Source organism: Brevibacillus sp. RS1.1, assembly GCF_013284365.1.
In the GTDB taxonomy this organism is placed as follows: Bacteria; Bacillota; Bacilli; order Brevibacillales; family Brevibacillaceae; genus Brevibacillus; species Brevibacillus brevis_D.
In genome coordinates, this window is sequence record NZ_JABSVA010000016.1 from 44,443 (window position 1) to 61,075 (window position 16,633).

Here is a 16,633-nt window from a genome sequence, read left to right on the forward strand (position 1 = left end):
TACCCTCCCCGGATCACGATTTATGCCACTCGAAGAAAAACCGTAAAAAAACTTCTATCGAAGCCTATTCATAGAGGAGCGACCGCGTTTTTGCGGAATGTTTTACCGAGGTTATGCCAGATGCGGACGCTGAGGTACCTTGTTATGCGCTCCAGAAAGTTTAAACTTTCTTTCACGTTAAATAGAGGCTAGTCCAAAAAGAAACGAACCAAAACAAACGAGACTATACGCTCGAAAACCAGCACATCTTTGCCTACTCACATCCTTTATAAATCTCTCTCGCTCCCACCCCATGATGGCACCTGCTAGAAAAGCAAGAAAGAGCCGAAGCAATATGGTCGGGAGTTTCTTGCATAGTCAAATCCCCCTCTCACACGATGTCATTCTTTCGGAGGAGCTAGTACGAGTTGTAGACTCCATGATCCAAGAAACCTGAGCGACTACATACCTTCCATTTCATCAAAAACGAGCAATTTGATTTAAACACCTTTCCATACGAAAAAAGGCCGCAGCACGTGGCTACGACCTCACTTATGATTGACTCCTACACTAACGGCTTTTTCGCAGGAACTCCTGCCTTACGCGGATAGCTTTTCGGCGTCGCTTCTATTTTTTCCATGATGACGATATTGCGTTCTCCCGCTTCCTCTAGAAGCTGGAATGTCTCGACCTTTCTCGTCTTTCCACCAAGCGTCTTGATTGCCTTTTTCGCTTCAGCAAGCTCTGGAGTAATCTCCGCTCCCTTGAGAGCGACGAAGTGTCCTCCGACTTTTGCAAAAGGAAGGCAGAACTCCGATAACAGATTGAGTCTCGCAACAGCACGTGCGACTACGAGATCAAATTTCTCCCGATACATCGCTTCTTGCCCACGATCCTCGGCACGTCCATGTACGGGATTTACGTTCTCCAAGCCCAGTTCCTTTGCTACATGCTGCAAAAAGCTCATTCGCTTGTTCAAGGAATCAATGATCGTCATTTTCAGATGTGGGAAGCAAATTTTCAAAGGAATGCTTGGAAAGCCTGCGCCCCCACCGATATCTACAACTGATTGCACCTGGTCAAATGGAAAGTAAAAAGCCGGGGTAATCGAATCATAAAAATGCTTGTTGTACACTTGCCCCTCTTCGGTAATCCCGGTCAGGTTCATCTTCTCATTCCATTCCACCAGCAGGCGGAAAAAATGATCAAACTGCTCCTTCTGACGATCCGTCAAAGAAATCCCCTGGGCTGCAAGTACCTCGGCAAACTGTTCTTTCGTCATAGCTTTTCTCCTTACTCGGCTACTCCCACGCGTTTGTACTCCAAATATACCATCAACACGGAAATGTCTGCTGGAGTAACCCCTGCGATACGAGCCGCCTGCCCGATGTTCAACGGACGGATTTTGGTCATATTGTCGCGGGATTCCTTGGACAAACCGGAGATTTGGTGGTAATCAATATCCGTTGGGATGCGGCGCTCCTCCATTTTTTTCATCCGTTCAACCTGTTGCAATGACTTTTTGATGTAGCCATCGTATTTAATCTGGATTTCAACTTGTTCGGTCACATCCTCTGGAAGTGCTTCCGGTGCCGGGACCATTTGAGCAATGTGGCTGTAGTTGATTTCCGGACGACGTAGCAATTGAGCCAGCTCGATGACATCTGTCAGCTCAGGAGAGCCTGCGTTGCGCAAAACCTCTTGAACATGTGCCATTTCAGGACGTACGCGCGTGTTGGCCACACGTTCTTTTTCTTGCTCGATCAGCTCGCGTTTTTGGTTAAATCGATGGTAGCGCTCCTCGCTAATCAGACCAATTTCATGGCCGATATCGGTTAGGCGCAAGTCCGCATTGTCATGACGCAGCAGCAAGCGATATTCTGCGCGAGAAGTAAGCAAACGATAGGGCTCATGCGTTCCCTTCGTAACCAGATCGTCTATCAAGACACCGATGTACGCCTCATCCCGTCCCAAAATAACGGGCGGTTTCCCTTGAACGCGGCGTGCTGCGTTAATCCCTGCCATGAGACCTTGACCCGCTGCTTCTTCATAGCCAGAGGTACCATTGATTTGTCCTGCTGTGAACAAGCCAGGCAAGGTTTTGGTTTCCAAAGAAGGCCAGAGCTGCGTCGGCACGATCGAATCATACTCAATCGCATAGCCAGGGCGCATCATTTTGACTTCTTCCATTCCAGCCATGGAACGCAGCATGGAAAGCTGAACATCTTCCGGCAAGCTGGTCGACAAGCCTTGTACATACATTTCTTCGGTATTGCGCCCTTCTGGCTCCAAGAAAATTTGGTGACGCGGCTTATCGTTAAAACGGACTACTTTATCTTCAATTGAAGGGCAATAACGCGGGCCCGTTCCTTCGATCATTCCCGAATACATAGGGGCACGATGCAGATTACTATTGATGAGTCCATGCGTTTCTTCATTTGTATAGGTCAGCCAGCAAGGGAGCTGGTCCATGATAAATTCCGTTGTTTCATAAGAAAAAGCACGTGGAACCGGATCACCAGGCTGAATCTCCATTTTGGAGAAATCCACACTGCTGCTGTGAACACGCGGTGGCGTCCCCGTCTTGAAACGAGTCATTTCAAAACCGAGTTCCTTCAAATGATGTGCCAGACGAATAGACGGACGCATGTTGTTCGGTCCACTTTCGTATTGAAGATCCCCGAGGATGATCTTTCCGCGCAAATAGGTTCCGGTCGTCAATACAACGGATTTGGCCATGTATCGCGCCCCAGTTTGCGTGATAACCCCTTCACAAACTCCATCGTTCACGATCAGCTCTTCCACCATCGCTTGACGCAGGATCAAATTCGGAGTATTTTCAATCGTTTTCTTCATTTCATGCTGATACGCAAATTTGTCTGCTTGCGCCCGCAAGGCATGCACAGCAGGTCCTTTCCCTGTATTCAGCATACGCATTTGGATATGGGTTTTGTCGGTATTGCGTCCCATCTCTCCACCAAGCGCGTCCAATTCGCGTACAACGTGGCCTTTTGCAGGACCACCTACGGAAGGATTACATGGCATGTACGCCACAGCATCCAGGTTGATCGTCAACAGCAATGTACTACAGCCCATACGTGCAGCCGCCAATGCCGCTTCCGCACCGGCATGACCCGCACCAATGACAATGACGTCAAAAGAGCCCGCTTCATATGCAGGTACAACGTTCATTTTTTGCCCTCCTAATCACTTACCCAGACAGAACTGGGAGAAAATCTGGTCAATCAAATCTTCGCCGACGCTTTCACCGATGACTTCACCAAGTAGCTCCCACGACTTTTTAATGTCGATCTGAATCATGTCTACTGGCATCAACTCATCGATTCCACCCAGCGCTTCATCCATGGCTCGTTCTGCCTGACGAAGCAGTTGAATATGTCTGGCGTTACTCACGTAGGTCAAGTCATCCTGCTGCACACGGCCACTGAAGAAAATCTCCCCAATAGCCTGCTCCAGAAGATCGATCCCCGTCTCCTCACGCGCGGACGTCATAATTAACGGCTGCTGAGGGAAATGACGCTTGATCTCTTCCAAATCCACTTTTTGCGGCAGGTCGAATTTATTGACAATCACAATCACATGGAACCCTTTTGCTGCTTCAAAAATCGCGTAATCATCAGCGGAGAGAGGCTCGTTGTAGTTGATCACGAGCAACACGAGGTCAGCCTTTTGCAGCAGCTGTCTGGACTTCTCTACCCCGATTTTCTCCACGATGTCCTCTGTATCGCGAATTCCTGCGGTATCGATAAGTCGCAAAGGAACCCCTCGCACATTGACATACTCTTCGATGACATCGCGTGTCGTTCCCGCAACGTCAGTTACAATCGCCTTTTCCTCTTGAACCAGACTATTTAATAGAGAGGATTTCCCTACATTCGGACGTCCAATAATCGCGGTCGACAAGCCTTCACGCAAAATTTTTCCTTGCTGTGCGGTCTGCAACAATCGTTGGATTTCCCCTTTAACCTCCAGGCACTTTCCTCGCAAGAAATTTTGTGTAAACTCCTCAACGTCATGCTCTGGATAGTCCAGTGTTACTTCTATATGGGCCATCGCTTCAATCAAGTTTTGGCGCAGCTGCCGAATGAGCCTGGACAGCTTCCCTTCTACTTGATTCAATGCGACCTTCATCGCTCTGTCTGTTTTGGCCCGAATCAAATCAATGACGGCCTCAGCCTGAGACAAATCGACACGTCCGTTTAAGAACGCGCGCTTCGTGAACTCCCCCGGCTCCGCCAATCTTGCTCCATTATCCAAGATTAACTCCAGAACCTTTTCAACGGAAACAATTCCTCCGTGACAGTTGACCTCCACTACATCCTCCCTCGTAAATGTACGGGGAGCCTTCATTACGGAAACCAGTACCTCTTCCACTCGTTCACCTGTGTTTGGCTCATACAAGTGCCCATAATGGATCGTATGGCTGTCCACAGTGGACAACCGCTGCTTTCCTTTATATATCTTATCCACAACTTCGATCGCTTCCGTACCGCTTACCCGGATCACGGCAATACCGCCTTCACCCATCGGTGTTGCGACCGCCGCTATTGTATCGAATTTCATGCTGTTCACCTCAAGCTTTCCACTCTTACAAGTCAGCCACTAACTTACTAGCATAACAGATCGTCTAGAAAAATTCCAAAAGAAAGTGCAGCCAATCCATCTACTAAACACGCAATAGGAAAAAGCAACCCTAGCTCCAAGGTTGCTGTCCATTTTGGTTATCCACAGTATAATCATTTTCGCAAATCCTCAACCATTTGGTCAATTATCCACAGTGGACAACTTTTTGACGAGATTGTTCAAAATGTCGTCGCTTGCTCATTTGAATTAGGCAAAAAAAAGAAGCCTAGCGAGAGGCTTCTTTCGGTGCAATCACGATATAACGATTTGGCTCGTCTCCTTCACTGAAGGTAACCACATCCGCTCTCTTTTGCAAGAACGCGTGGATTACTTTCCGTTCAGCAGCAGACATTGGTTCCAGACGTACATCCCGTTTGGTCGATAACGCTTTTTTCGACACACGATCTGCGAGCTGCTCCAATGTTTCCTTGCGACGAAGCCTGTAATTTTCGGCATCCAGAGTGATACGTACATGTTTGTCCGCATGACGGTTCGCTACGACGTTTACGAGATACTGTAATGAATCAAGAGTTTGTCCCCTGCGGCCAATAATGATTCCCAGATTGGTTCCCTGGATGTCAAACAGCATGCCCTCTTCATTTGTACGCGTCTCCACTTTGGCATTCACCTTCATGTTCGACAAAACGTCTTGAAGAAAGTCACGTCCCTGTGCAACCGGATCAAAGTGAAATTCTACTTGCACTTTAGCGTCCTTTGCCCCAATCAGTCCAAACAATCCTCTGCTTGGTTCCTCTAGAACTTGGATCGTTGCCCGCTCACGCGGCACTCCCAATTCCAGTAAAGCTTTTTGCACAGCATCGTCGATCGTTTTTGCCGTAGCTACCACCTTTTTCACTTGGAGGCTCCCCCTTTAGGAGTAGGCATTTTCCCTTTATCACGATACAGGAAGTAGGTTTGTACAATGGTAAACAGGTTACCGTATACCCAGTACAGAGACAGCGCTGATGGCAATGTGACAGCAATCGCCAAAATCATCAGCGGCATCATGATGATCATCATTTGCATTTGTGGATTTCCCTGATTTGCTTGACCCATCATCTTGGACTGCAAGTAGGTCGTAATCGCAGCAATGATTGGCAAGATGTAGTACGGGTCCTTTTGTCCCAGCGTCAGCCACATGAACGTTTGCGAGTTAATCTCGGACGTACGAATGATCGCATGGTAGAACGCGATCAAAATCGGCATTTGTACCAACATTGGCAAGCATCCAGCCAACGGATTGACACCGCTCTTCTGGAACATAGCCATTGTTTCCGCTTGCGCTTTTTGTGGATCATTTTTGTACTTTTCACGGATCTTTTGCATCTCCGGTTGAATCTCTTGCATTTTCTTGGAGCTCTTGATTTGTTTGATCATCAATGGAAGCACAATGATTCGAATGATGATCGTTGCAACTAGGATACCCAGACCGTAGTTGTTTCCGAGTATCAATGCGCTCTCTTTAATTAGCCAGGACAGTGGATAGACAAAATACTTGTCCCAAATGCCGGTTGCGTCAGGGCCAATTGGTGCTGCTGCTTGGGGGTTACAGCCCGACAAAACTAGAACCAGCATAGTCAGCATAAGAATGCTGAGTGTACGTCTACTCAAGGGTGATCCTCCTTTTCCCCGCTTCAATATGAGGTAATCTTATTTGTGCTGATCCGGGACTGGATCATACCCGCCCGGGTGGAACGGATGGCATTTCAAGATGCGACGAAGGGCCAACCAGCCTCCCCTCCACGCTCCAAATCGACGAATCGACTCGATTGCGTAATGGGAACAGGTGGGCGCGAATCTGCATGAAGGTGGTTTATACGGAGAAATCATCAGTTGGTATCCCCGAATCAACCAAACCATGATCTTCACCATCATCGTTTCACCCTCTTTTTCCATCTCTTTTTCCATCTCTTTTTCCATTATGTACGGGTGCCTGTTTGATCACTTTGGCTCGCTTCATCACATGTAACAGAGATTGCTCAATGGCTTCAAGCGTCATCGCTTCCACACCCGGACGGGCGATGATGACGAGATCGAGACCGACTGGGATATCAGACTCCATTCGAGCTACTGCTTCGCGTATAAGCCGCTTGACTCTATTGCGGACAACAGCATTGCCAATTTTTTTACTGACGGAAATCCCAGCGCGGAAAGCCGCTTGTCCCTCTTGCTTTGCTGAATACAAGACAAACTGCTTATTAGCCGCAGAACTTCCTCGTTGAAACACAGCTTGGAATTGCTCATTTTTTTTGAGCCGGTGTGAACGATGCAAGGTAAACAACCCCTAACATCACAATTATAGTAGAAAACGTAAACAGCATCTACCAGTATATCCTTGTTTCGTTCACTTTTTTCCCTAAGTATACTCGGTTTAGAACAAAATCTAAAATTCAGCGGAAAAAATATAGACGATCAGCCAATTTCCGCGATGATTTCTGCACTGGCATGGCACAAGTGAGCGAGCAATTGTCCATCTGCTTGGAAAAATCCCAATTTTTGAAGAGACAAGGAAAGCTTGGCAGGCAGATCCGCCCAATGATTCTCCAGCCATTCATCAAGACCCACACTATGATATAACCAGATCGCTTCTGAAAATATTAAAAACCCGGCCATATCAAGCTGATTTCTCTCCTGCAATCTTTGTACCTTCCTCTTTACTAACCAATCATTTTCAGCCGCCAACGCAAACTCGATCCCCTTATTTATTGACCGTAGATAAGTCCGGTAGTCGGCCAATAGCATAAGTGCATCCTGTACATCCTGATTACTCCGGTATGTCTCCAGAAAAAAGCCATCCATTCCGTCCGAACGTCCTTCTTTCTGTAACAGCTGATACAACTGAGCATCACTCAATGAATGCCCATGGAAAAAGGCACTCATTTGTAGCGCACCGATCCATCCTGCCCATGAAGCCAAATAAGCGGAGTAAGGAAAGCCTTCCATTAAGGCAGCCTGCGCCTCTTCGTGGAACGATTCTACCTCTGCTTTTGCCTGTGCGAACATTTTCGCTTTCCCAGCCGGGGAATCCATATACGCGCATATGTCATTCATCCAGGAAATGAAACGATCCTCTGGGTCCAGAATAATCTTTGCTTCCTTTAGGTAACGCCATGCCCACGGATTCTCATATACTTCATCCGTAGGAGCAGATTGAACCTGCAACTGTATCATATGCCCTTTAAACAGACGATTTTCACAGGAAGGATCATCTTCTCCCTCCACAAAGATGTGTAAATCGAGGTCGCTGTAGGTATCCGCTTCTCCCCTCCCGACAGATCCACCAGCATAGGCACATACCATGTTGGCTACAGGCCATTCATCAAGAAACTCGCGCGCCAACGATACAAAAAAGTCGGTTACGTCCTTCCTCTCCTCCATCGGCCCCCTCCTATCTCTTCAATAAATAGTAGGATTTTCGGTAGCTAGGTAATGATTATCCCCCAAAAGGTTTCCACATCGGAGAAAGCCTTCCTCTTTTCATGACAACAAAGAATTTTCAGACATATATAGGCAAACAAAAAGGCCACTAAAAGTGTGGCCTAAGCGGAAAGAACTTTTCTACCTCTTTGACGACGAGCAGCCAAAATTTTACGGCCATTTTTTGTGCTCATGCGCTTACGGAATCCATGATCCTTTTTGCGCTTGCGGTTGTTAGGATTGAAAGATGGTTTCATTACGTATACACCTCCGTCTTGCAAAGACATTCCTTTGCATTATAAGAACATATGCCTAAAAAGTCAAGCAACAGTGGAATTTCATTACCAAGGCAAATATCCCCATAAAACTATTTCCCGGGTCTGTGGATATCATTTTATCCACAAAAACAGATTTCGACAAGTTTATCTACAGCTTGTACACAAAATATAGGGATGTGAATATGTGGCAAGTACCAGAAGTTGTGTTTGTGGATAAGTATGAAAAAACCATTGATACCACGCTTTATATCTGTTATCATGTTTTTGTTTTGAAGCGTGAATAACTCCGATACGTGAATCGGTTTTTCCACAGGGTGTGGATAAGTTTGTGGACAGATTCTTTCCTATGTGTATGTCGTTACTCACAGGATTGAGGATAACAGTCTGCTTTTTTTCACTTCTACGAGCGGAATCCCTATATTTCGACTTTTTTTATCCACAGTCGCTCTAAACGGCTGTGTTGACAATTAGGTCACAACATAGTAGGTTTTTGCACTTTTTCTCGATCATGATGGATCGGTCTTCATCAATTTTTCGGATGGCCCAGAGGGAGGGATTCTGGTTGGATGCAGCGATTAGCGAACTATGGCGCAAAGTACTCGCCAAGATAGAAAAATCGCTAAGCAAACCCAGTTTTGATACCTGGCTGAAGGCGACAAAGGCAACTACATTAGAAGAGGATGCACTGATCGTCGTCGCACCAAACGACTTTGCTCGTGATTGGCTAGAAACCAGGTACGCACAACTGATTACCGATACACTATATGAAGTGACGGGTATCAATATGAAAGTAAAGTTCGTCGCGCTGCAAAATCCTGATGCGGCTTTTGCTGACGAACAACCTGTCCCACGGGTGAAAATGAGTGAACCGCCAACAGTCGCGGATGACCAGCCACCCAGCATCTTAAATCCCAAATACACCTTTGACACGTTCGTCATCGGCTCAGGGAATCGATTCGCTCACGCCGCATCGCTTGCGGTTGCTGAAGCTCCTGCAAAAGCTTACAATCCCCTCTTCATTTACGGAGGAGTCGGACTTGGCAAAACCCACTTAATGCATGCAATTGGCCATTATGTCATTCAGCACAACCCATCGGCGAAAGTGGTCTATTTGTCGTCTGAGAAATTCACCAATGAATTCATCAACTCTATTCGTGACAACAAAGCCGTCGAATTCCGCAATAAATACCGGAGTGTTGACGTTCTTTTAATTGATGACATTCAGTTTTTGGCAGGCAAAGAATCGACACAAGAAGAGTTTTTCCATACGTTCAATGCCTTGCATGAAGAAAGCAAACAAATCATCATCTCCTCCGATCGGCCTCCTAAGGAGATCCCGACACTGGAGGATCGCCTTCGCTCACGCTTCGAATGGGGACTGATTACTGATATTCAGCCGCCAGACCTCGAAACACGGATTGCGATTTTGCGCAAAAAGGCGAAAGCAGAAAATCTTGATATTCCTAATGAGGTAATGGCGTACATCGCCAACCAGATCGACAGCAACATCCGCGAGTTGGAAGGCGCATTGATTCGTGTTGTTGCCTACTCCTCCTTGATTAATCGCGATATCGACACGCAGCTGGCAGCGGAAGCACTGAAAGACATTATCCCTTCCTCCCGCCCACGCGTGATTACTATTATGGACATCCAACGAACGGTCGGAGAAGCGTTCAGCCTGAAACTTGAAGATTTCAAGGCGAAAAAACGGACAAAAACCGTCGCTTTCCCCCGTCAGATTGCAATGTATCTCTCCAGAGAGCTGACGGATGCCTCTTTGCCGAAAATCGGTGATGAATTTGGTGGTCGTGACCATACGACAGTCATTCATGCCCATGAGAAAATCTCTCGTGCGCTGGCAAATGACCCTCATATGCAAACAACCATTCAGTCGCTCATTGAAAAGTTAAAAGCAAACCATTGAACCTGTGCATAACGCAAAAAGCCTATACACAACTTACCCACATGTGTATAGGCTCTCTTTTACGTAATGAACCCACATATCCACAAATCCACAGGCCCTATTACTACTTCTGTTAAAAAGATCTATCCTAATAAGTTATGATAAAGGCGCAGCTATTATGCAGATTCCAACCAAAAATAATGGCGCCGGAGAGGGAGGCTCACGTCGATGCATATTACCGTTCAGCGTGAAAAGCTATCGAACGCCGTATCGCATGTTAGCAAAGCAGTTTCTAGCAGAACTACGATTCCAATTTTGACCGGGATTAAAATCAAAACGGATGACGAAGGCTTGACACTAACAGCAAGCGATTCTGATGTGTCTATTGAAGTTCAGATCCCGATGGAAGAAGCCGGAGAATGGGGAGTAACCGTACATCAACCTGGTAGCATTGTGTTGACTGCACGTATTTTCAGCGAAATCGTGCGCAAGCTGCCAAGCAATGAAATCGATATTCAAGTGGATGATCGTCTCGCAACCAAAATTCGTTCCGGACAAGCTGAGTTCACCATTAACGGAATGGATGCCAACGAGTATCCACAATTGCCGCATCTGGAAGAAGATAAAGTCTTCAGTGTTCCCTGTGATTTACTGAAAGCAATGATTCGCCAGACGGTTTTTGGTGTTTCCACTTCCGAAATGCGCCCGATCTTGACCGGTTTAATGTGGTCGCTTGATCAAGGCAAATTGCGTTTTGTGGCAACTGACAGCCATCGCTTAGCTAGCCGTACCGCAATGGTTGAATGCCCAGAAGATCTTTCTTTCCACAACGTGGTAGTTCCGGGTAAAAGCTGCAATGAATTGGTAAAAATATTAGATGACGACCAAAATCTCGCGGATATCGTTGTTGCGGACAACCAAATTCTTGTGAAGTCCAAGCATATCCTGTTCTATTCCCGTCTCTTAGAAGGAACCTATCCGGACACGACCAGAATTATTCCACAAGGCAGCAAAACGGAGATCACTGTGAGCACCAAGGAGTTTTTGCAATCCATCGAGCGCGCTTCCTTGCTGAGCCGCGAAGGCAAATCGAACGTAGTCAAGCTCGTTACGATGCCTGATGGAACCGTCGAAATTACGTCCAATGCACCTGAGATCGGGAAAGTAACCGACATTTTGATGCCAAAAGCAATGAATGGCGAAGAATTGAAAATTTCCTTCAACGCAAAATACATGATTGATGCGCTGCGTGCAATCGATAGCGCAGAAATCAAAGCGAGCTTCAGCGGCCCGATGAGTCCGTTTGTGATTCGTCCGACCGATCATGACTGGATGCTCCATCTGATTTTGCCGGTTCGTACGTACTAAAATGTTTTTACGTAAAAGAAAGGAGCCAAGCCATGCGTGAGGTTTCCATTAGCACAGACTATATTGCTCTCGGCCAATTTTTGAAGCTGGCTGAAATCATTGACACGGGGGGAATGGCCAAAGCTTTTTTGGCTGAGGTTCCGATCCAAATTAATGGAGAGCTGGACAACAGACGTGGACGCAAGCTATATCCTGGCGATGAAGTGGCGATTGAAGGCTATGGTCGCTATCAAGTGGTACGCCCCTGAGAGGAGAGCGTGATTCTTGTTTCTCAAGAACCTGTCGCTAACCAACTATCGCAACTACGAAACGATGTCCCTGTCGTTTGACGGCCCCATTCAGTTATTTATTGGCAACAACGCTCAAGGGAAAACGAATGCTCTCGAATCGATCTATGTTTTGGCACTCGCCAAATCCCACCGAACGCCTCGTGACAAGGAGCTCATTTCCTGGGATGCCGATTATGCCACGATCCGTAGCGATGTTCTTCGTCGCTACGGTTCTGTTCGTTTAGAGCTGCAGTTGACAACCAAGGGAAAGCGGGCCAAAATCAACGGAATGGAACAGCAGAAGCTGAGCGCCTATGTGGGGGCATTGAATGTCGTCATGTTTGCACCCGAGGATCTTTCCATTGTCAAAGGCGCACCTGCCCAGCGCAGACGCTTCATCGATATGGAAATCGGTCAGGTTTCACCTACGTATCTTTATTATTTGAGCAATTACAACAAAGTGCTGGCCCAGCGAAATCAGCTTTTAAAGGATTTGGCCATGAAAAAAAGTAACTCGCTGGAAATGCTGGCAATTTGGAATACCCAATTAGCCGATTTAGCGGTAAAATTGTTACGAAAGCGTTTTGAGTTCATTCGGAAGCTGGAGACGTGGGCACAGGAAATCCACACTGGCATCACCGATGGCAGGGAAAGACTTTCTTTGCATTACGTTAACTCATCGCCCGTTACAGAAGAGATGACGATAGATCAGGCTGTAGATAAAATGCTTGCTGCCTACGAAGAGGTTCGCGACCGGGAAATCATGCGGGGGAGCACCCTTATTGGGCCACACCGTGATGATTTTTCACTTAAAGTGAACAACATGGATGTGCAAACGTATGGTTCCCAGGGACAGCAACGCACCAGTGCGCTGTCCATTAAATTGGCCGAAATTGAGCTGATTAAAGAAGAAGTGGGAGAATACCCCGTTCTGTTGTTGGATGATGTCTTGTCAGAGTTGGATGAACATCGGCAAACATTGCTGCTCGAAACCATTCAGGATCGAGTACAGACGTTTGTAAGTACCACAGGTGTGGAAGGCTTAAAGCATCAGGTTCTCCAGCAAGCCTCTCGTTTTTACGTGAGGGAAGGGAAAATCTCCGGAGAAAGGTAGGGGGTACAGGGATGTTTATTCACATTGGTGGAGATACTGTGGTGAGCACGAAGGAAGTTATTTCCATCCTCGATCATCAGACTGTGAAATCCTCAAAAATCAATAAAGCGTTCTTACTCGAAAAAAGTAAGACAGTTGTTGACCATAGCGAGGAAGAAACGAAGTCTTATGTAATCACCCAGAATGCCATTTACTGTTCACCTATTTCTTCTCTGACGCTGAAGCGACGCGCTCAGTTCGTGGACAGCTTGGATCAGTTTCCCTTTGTACAAGCTGAAGTGGAGGAGTTGACAGAGTAGTGGATCAAGTGACGACGAAAGATACAAACTACGATGCGAGTCAGATTCAGGTACTGGAAGGGTTAGAGGCAGTTCGGAAACGTCCCGGCATGTACATCGGGTCGACCAGCAGCCGAGGTTTGCATCACCTGGTATGGGAGATTGTCGACAATGCCATTGACGAGGCGCTTGCCGGTTATTGCGACGAGATCTTGGTGGTCATTCATCCAGACAACTCCGTATCTGTAACCGATAACGGTCGAGGAATCCCGACTGGCATTCATGAAAAGACCGGGAAGTCCACTGTTGAAACCGTTTTGACTGTATTGCACGCGGGTGGTAAATTCGGCGGTGGCGGATACAAAGTGTCCGGCGGTCTTCACGGGGTAGGTAGCTCGGTAGTGAACGCACTATCCGAATGGATGGAAGTCGAGGTTAAACAAAATAACCAGGTATACTACATGCGCTTTAAAGTAGGCGCCCCGGATGCCGATCTTGCTGTTGTGGGCGAGACTGAAGAGACGGGAACAAAGGTTACCTTCAAGCCCGACCCGACTATTTTTACCGAAACAACGGTATTTGAATACGAGATTTTGCAAAAACGTATTCGCGAGCTGGCGTTCCTTAACAAAGGATTGCGCATCACACTAAAGGATACGCGTCCAGATCATGAGAAGGAAGAGTCCTTCCACTACGAGGGCGGTATCATCCAGTTCGTAGAATACTTGAATAAAAACCGGGAAGCCCTGCATGATGATGTGATTTATTGCGAAGGGGAAAAAGAAGGTCTTGTCGTGGAGGTTGCCCTTCAGTACAACGACACCTATGTGAGCAACATCTACTCTTTTGCCAATAACATCAACACGCATGAGGGTGGGACTCACGAAACCGGATTTAAAACGGCTCTTACGCGTGTTATCAACGACTATAGCCGCAAGTTTAACTTCCTGAAGGAAAAGGATCCGAATCTTTCCGGGGACGATGTGCGTGAAGGCATTACCGCGATTATCTCCGTAAAAATTCAAGAGCCTCAGTTCGAAGGACAAACAAAAACGAAGCTGGGCAACTCGGAAGCGCGTAGCATTACCGAGTCTGTCTTCGGTGACCGTTTTAACACCTTCATGGAAGAAAATCCGGGTGTAGCCAAAAAAGTTGTGGAAAAAGCGCTCATGGCATCTCGTGCCCGTGAGGCAGCTCGTAAAGCGCGTGAAATGACTCGTCGCAAGAGTGCGCTGGAAGTAAGTGCTTTGCCGGGTAAACTGGCGGACTGCTCTTCCAAGGACGCATCCGAATCTGAACTGTTCATTGTAGAGGGTGACTCTGCGGGCGGTTCTGCAAAGATGGGACGCGATCGTCATTTCCAAGCTATTCTTCCTCTTCGTGGTAAGGTATTGAACGTAGAAAAAGCGCGTCTGGACAAAATTCTCGGCAACAACGAGATCCGTGCCATTATTACGGCTTTGGGAACGGGTGTTGGCGAAGACTTTGATATTACAAAGGCACGCTACCACAAAGTCGTTATTATGACGGACGCCGACGTCGACGGATCGCATATTCGTACGCTTCTGCTGACGTTCTTCTTCCGTTACATGAAACAGTTGATTGAAGCGGGGTATATTTATATTGCTCAGCCGCCTCTCTACAGCATTAAGCAAGGGAAGACGTTGCATTATGCTTATAACGACAAGCAGCGTGATGAGGTTCTCGCTACCTTGAAGGCTCAACCGAAGCCGAACGTCCAACGCTATAAAGGACTTGGCGAGATGAACGCGGATCAATTGTGGGAGACTACAATGGACCCAGAAGTCCGTACGTTGCTTCAGGTAGATCTTGAGGATGCTATGGATGCCGATATGGTGTTTGAGACGCTGATGGGTGACGAAGTAGAGCCTCGCAGGGAGTTTATTGAGCAATACGCGGCAAATGTACGCGATCTAGATATTTAAATTGGGAACGAAGAAAAGCTTGTCCTTTACCGGGCAAGCTTTTTCTTAATGAAAATATAAAAATACATTTGAAATATACGATGAACATGACTTATAATAGATTTTGCTTTTGTTAACCTCGTCTTTCACAAAAAAGTTCACCCACACAATAAAAAAAATCAAATTTTCTATTGCAATGAACTTGAAAGTGTGATAGATTAAAGTCCCGGAAGTAATTACGGGCCTATAGCTCAGTTGGTTAGAGCGCACGCCTGATAAGCGTGAGGTCGGCTGTTCGAGTCAGCCTAGGCCCACCACTTACATAGCTGACATGACAAGCGTGTCACGAAAGCGTTAGGATGGGGCTGTAGCTCAGTTGGGAGAGCGCCTGCCTTGCAAGCAGGAGGTCATCGGTTCGATCCCGTTCAGCTCCACCATTCTAAAACATCATTATTCCTCGGTAGCTCAGTTGGTAGAGCAATCGGCTGTTAACCGATCGGTCGGCGGTTCGAGTCCGTCCCGAGGAGCCATTCAAATGGCCCGTTGGTGAAGCGGTTTAACACAGCAGCCTTTCACGCTGTCATACAGGGGTTCGAATCCCCTACGGGTCACCTAGCAAATTACCCTGCAATCGCAGGGGTCCTGGAGGCTTAGCTCAGCTGGGAGAGCATCTGCCTTACAAGCAGAGGGTCGGCGGTTCGATCCCGTCAGCCTCCACCACTTTTAACAACTGAATGTTTTACATGGAGCTGTGGTGAAGTTGGAGTTCACGCCGGTCTGTCACACCGGAGGTCGCGGGTTCGAGTCCCGTCAGCTCCGCCATTTTTCTCAAGCGATGGCGAAACAATTACGCTTGAGGCTCGGTAGCTCAGTCGGTAGAGCAGAGGACTGAAAATCCTCGTGTCGGCGGTTCGATTCCGTCCCGAGCCACCATTTATACAAAACACGCCGGTATAGCTCAATTGGTAGAGCACCTGACTTGTAATCAGGGGGTTGTGGGTTCAAGTCCTATTGCCGGCACCACTTTTTCTTTGAAAGTTGAATAAGCTTTGCTTTTGAAGGACAAGCTTGGGGAGATAGTGAAGTGGCTAAACACGGCAGACTGTAAATCTGCTCCCTCCGGGTTCGGCGGTTCGAATCCGTCTCTCCCCACCATCTTTACTTCATGGCTATTGGGGTATAGCCAAGCGGTAAGGCAACGGACTTTGACTCCGTCATTCCTAGGTTCAAATCCTAGTACCCCAGCCATTTTTCGAGAGCCATTAGCTCAGTTGGTAGAGCATCTGACTTTTAATCAGAGGGTCGAAGGTTCGAGTCCTTCATGGCTCACCAGTTTTTAAAAAGCGAGAGATTGAATGTCATATGCGGTCGTGGCGGAATTGGCAGACGCGCTAGATTCAGGTTCTAGTGGTGGCAACACCGTGGAGGTTCAAGTCCTCTCGACCGCACCAACAAATA

Annotated in this window: 16 protein-coding genes and 12 tRNA genes; 18 read left to right on the forward strand and 10 right to left on the reverse strand. The window is 47.2% G+C overall.

Annotated features, from left to right (window positions below; translation table 11 throughout):
- Positions 1-177: 177 nt before the first annotated feature.
- The 10 genes from HP570_RS27520 to rpmH form a co-directional block, all read right to left on the reverse strand.
- Complete coding sequence (locus HP570_RS27520; RefSeq protein WP_256436282.1) at positions 178-333, reverse strand: MgtC/SapB family protein; 156 nt, start codon at positions 331-333, stop codon at positions 178-180.
- Between the two features lie 211 nt (positions 334-544).
- Positions 545-1,261, reverse strand: a complete 717-nt coding sequence (rsmG, locus tag HP570_RS27525) for a 16S rRNA (guanine(527)-N(7))-methyltransferase RsmG (protein ID WP_015894097.1) — start codon at positions 1,259-1,261, stop codon at positions 545-547.
- An 11-nt stretch (positions 1,262-1,272) separates the two neighbouring features.
- Positions 1,273-3,171 (reverse strand): tRNA uridine-5-carboxymethylaminomethyl(34) synthesis enzyme MnmG, encoded by a 1,899-nt coding sequence (gene mnmG, locus HP570_RS27530; protein ID WP_015894098.1) that lies wholly within the window; start codon positions 3,169-3,171, stop codon positions 1,273-1,275.
- A gap of 15 nt (positions 3,172-3,186) precedes the next feature.
- On the reverse strand, positions 3,187-4,563 hold the full coding sequence (mnmE, locus tag HP570_RS27535) for a tRNA uridine-5-carboxymethylaminomethyl(34) synthesis GTPase MnmE (protein ID WP_015894099.1): 1,377 nt from the start codon (positions 4,561-4,563) through the stop codon (positions 3,187-3,189).
- 286 nt (positions 4,564-4,849) lie between these two features.
- Positions 4,850-5,479, reverse strand: coding sequence for an RNA-binding cell elongation regulator Jag/EloR (gene jag / locus HP570_RS27540; RefSeq protein ID WP_015894101.1), 630 nt, complete (start codon positions 5,477-5,479; stop codon positions 4,850-4,852).
- A complete protein-coding gene (yidC, locus tag HP570_RS27545) occupies positions 5,476-6,234 on the reverse strand; it encodes a membrane protein insertase YidC (protein WP_173627774.1) in 759 nt (252 codons plus the stop codon). Before yidC ends, jag begins: the two co-directional genes overlap by 4 nt.
- A 39-nt stretch (positions 6,235-6,273) precedes the next feature.
- Entirely contained in the window at positions 6,274-6,498 is a 225-nt protein-coding gene (gene yidD, locus HP570_RS27550; RefSeq protein ID WP_205669431.1) for a membrane protein insertion efficiency factor YidD, read from the reverse strand.
- Positions 6,499-6,502: 4 nt separating this feature from the next.
- Entirely contained in the window at positions 6,503-6,895 is a 393-nt protein-coding gene (gene rnpA, locus HP570_RS27555) for a ribonuclease P protein component (protein ID WP_064202750.1), read from the reverse strand.
- A 140-nt stretch (positions 6,896-7,035) separates the two neighbouring features.
- Positions 7,036-8,001, reverse strand: a complete 966-nt coding sequence (locus HP570_RS27560) for a nucleotidyltransferase family protein (protein ID WP_173627775.1) — start codon at positions 7,999-8,001, stop codon at positions 7,036-7,038.
- A gap of 161 nt (positions 8,002-8,162) precedes the next feature.
- Positions 8,163-8,297: a 50S ribosomal protein L34 gene (gene rpmH / locus HP570_RS27565; RefSeq protein WP_007720125.1), complete on the reverse strand. Its 135-nt coding sequence runs from the start codon at positions 8,295-8,297 to the stop codon at positions 8,163-8,165.
- Between the two features lie 559 nt (positions 8,298-8,856).
- On the opposite strand from rpmH, the gene dnaA reads away from it, so the two are divergent.
- The 18 genes from dnaA to HP570_RS27655 all read left to right on the forward strand — a co-directional run bounded on the left by dnaA (position 8,857) and on the right by HP570_RS27655 (position 16,626).
- The gene (gene dnaA / locus HP570_RS27570; protein ID WP_173627776.1) at positions 8,857-10,242 is read left to right on the forward strand and encodes a chromosomal replication initiator protein DnaA; all 1,386 of its coding nucleotides are present in this window, start codon (positions 8,857-8,859) and stop codon (positions 10,240-10,242) included.
- A gap of 207 nt (positions 10,243-10,449) precedes the next feature.
- Positions 10,450-11,589, forward strand: a complete 1,140-nt coding sequence (gene dnaN, locus HP570_RS27575; RefSeq protein ID WP_012683785.1) for a DNA polymerase III subunit beta — start codon at positions 10,450-10,452, stop codon at positions 11,587-11,589.
- Between the two features lie 32 nt (positions 11,590-11,621).
- A complete protein-coding gene (gene yaaA / locus HP570_RS27580) occupies positions 11,622-11,837 on the forward strand; it encodes a S4 domain-containing protein YaaA (RefSeq protein WP_012683786.1) in 216 nt (71 codons plus the stop codon).
- Between the two features lie 16 nt (positions 11,838-11,853).
- Positions 11,854-12,972 carry a DNA replication/repair protein RecF gene (gene recF / locus HP570_RS27585; RefSeq protein ID WP_012683787.1) on the forward strand — a complete coding sequence of 373 codons (1,119 nt, stop codon included), beginning with the start codon at positions 11,854-11,856 and terminating at the stop codon, positions 12,970-12,972.
- An 11-nt stretch (positions 12,973-12,983) separates the two neighbouring features.
- Positions 12,984-13,271, forward strand: a complete 288-nt coding sequence (gene remB, locus HP570_RS27590) for an extracellular matrix regulator RemB (RefSeq protein WP_007720118.1) — start codon at positions 12,984-12,986, stop codon at positions 13,269-13,271.
- Positions 13,271-15,196: a DNA topoisomerase (ATP-hydrolyzing) subunit B gene (gene gyrB / locus HP570_RS27595; RefSeq protein WP_012683788.1), complete on the forward strand. Its 1,926-nt coding sequence runs from the start codon at positions 13,271-13,273 to the stop codon at positions 15,194-15,196. The genes remB and gyrB overlap by 1 nt, the downstream gene beginning before the upstream one ends.
- Before the next feature lie 219 nt (positions 15,197-15,415).
- Positions 15,416-15,492, forward strand: a tRNA-Ile gene (locus tag HP570_RS27600).
- A 44-nt stretch (positions 15,493-15,536) separates the two neighbouring features.
- A tRNA-Ala gene (locus tag HP570_RS27605) sits at positions 15,537-15,612 on the forward strand.
- Between the two features lie 17 nt (positions 15,613-15,629).
- Positions 15,630-15,705: transfer RNA gene (locus tag HP570_RS27610), tRNA-Asn, on the forward strand.
- Positions 15,706-15,712: 7 nt separating this feature from the next.
- Positions 15,713-15,786 (forward strand) — tRNA-Glu (locus HP570_RS27615).
- A 33-nt stretch (positions 15,787-15,819) separates the two neighbouring features.
- A tRNA-Val gene (locus HP570_RS27620) sits at positions 15,820-15,895 on the forward strand.
- Positions 15,896-15,920: 25 nt separating this feature from the next.
- A tRNA-Asp gene (locus HP570_RS27625) sits at positions 15,921-15,997 on the forward strand.
- Between the two features lie 35 nt (positions 15,998-16,032).
- A tRNA-Phe gene (locus HP570_RS27630) sits at positions 16,033-16,108 on the forward strand.
- A gap of 14 nt (positions 16,109-16,122) precedes the next feature.
- Positions 16,123-16,198 (forward strand) — tRNA-Thr (locus HP570_RS27635).
- A 47-nt stretch (positions 16,199-16,245) separates the two neighbouring features.
- Positions 16,246-16,330 (forward strand) — tRNA-Tyr (locus HP570_RS27640).
- A gap of 18 nt (positions 16,331-16,348) precedes the next feature.
- Positions 16,349-16,423, forward strand: a tRNA-Gln gene (locus tag HP570_RS27645).
- Between the two features lie 8 nt (positions 16,424-16,431).
- A tRNA-Lys gene (locus HP570_RS27650) sits at positions 16,432-16,507 on the forward strand.
- A 32-nt stretch (positions 16,508-16,539) separates the two neighbouring features.
- Positions 16,540-16,626 (forward strand) — tRNA-Leu (locus HP570_RS27655).
- Positions 16,627-16,633: the final 7 nt, after the last annotated feature.

Excerpts from the sequence above, each read along its gene's own strand:
- rsmG (WP_015894097.1), bottom strand. The coding sequence starts at position 1,261 with ATGACGAAAGAACAGTTTGCCGAGGTACTTGCAGCCCAGGGGATTTCT.
- mnmG (WP_015894098.1), bottom strand. The coding sequence starts at position 3,171 with ATGAACGTTGTACCTGCATATGAAGCGGGCTCTTTTGACGTCATTGTC.
- mnmE (WP_015894099.1), bottom strand. The coding sequence starts at position 4,563 with ATGAAATTCGATACAATAGCGGCGGTCGCAACACCGATGGGTGAAGGC.
- yidD (WP_205669431.1), bottom strand. The coding sequence starts at position 6,498 with ATGATGGTGAAGATCATGGTTTGGTTGATTCGGGGATACCAACTGATG.
- HP570_RS27560 (WP_173627775.1), bottom strand. The coding sequence starts at position 8,001 with ATGGAGGAGAGGAAGGACGTAACCGACTTTTTTGTATCGTTGGCGCGC.
- rpmH (WP_007720125.1), bottom strand. The coding sequence starts at position 8,297 with ATGAAACCATCTTTCAATCCTAACAACCGCAAGCGCAAAAAGGATCAT.
- dnaA (WP_173627776.1), top strand. The coding sequence starts at position 8,857 with ATGGCCCAGAGGGAGGGATTCTGGTTGGATGCAGCGATTAGCGAACTA.
- dnaN (WP_012683785.1), top strand. The coding sequence starts at position 10,450 with ATGCATATTACCGTTCAGCGTGAAAAGCTATCGAACGCCGTATCGCAT.
- yaaA (WP_012683786.1), top strand. The coding sequence starts at position 11,622 with ATGCGTGAGGTTTCCATTAGCACAGACTATATTGCTCTCGGCCAATTT.
- remB (WP_007720118.1), top strand. The coding sequence starts at position 12,984 with ATGTTTATTCACATTGGTGGAGATACTGTGGTGAGCACGAAGGAAGTT.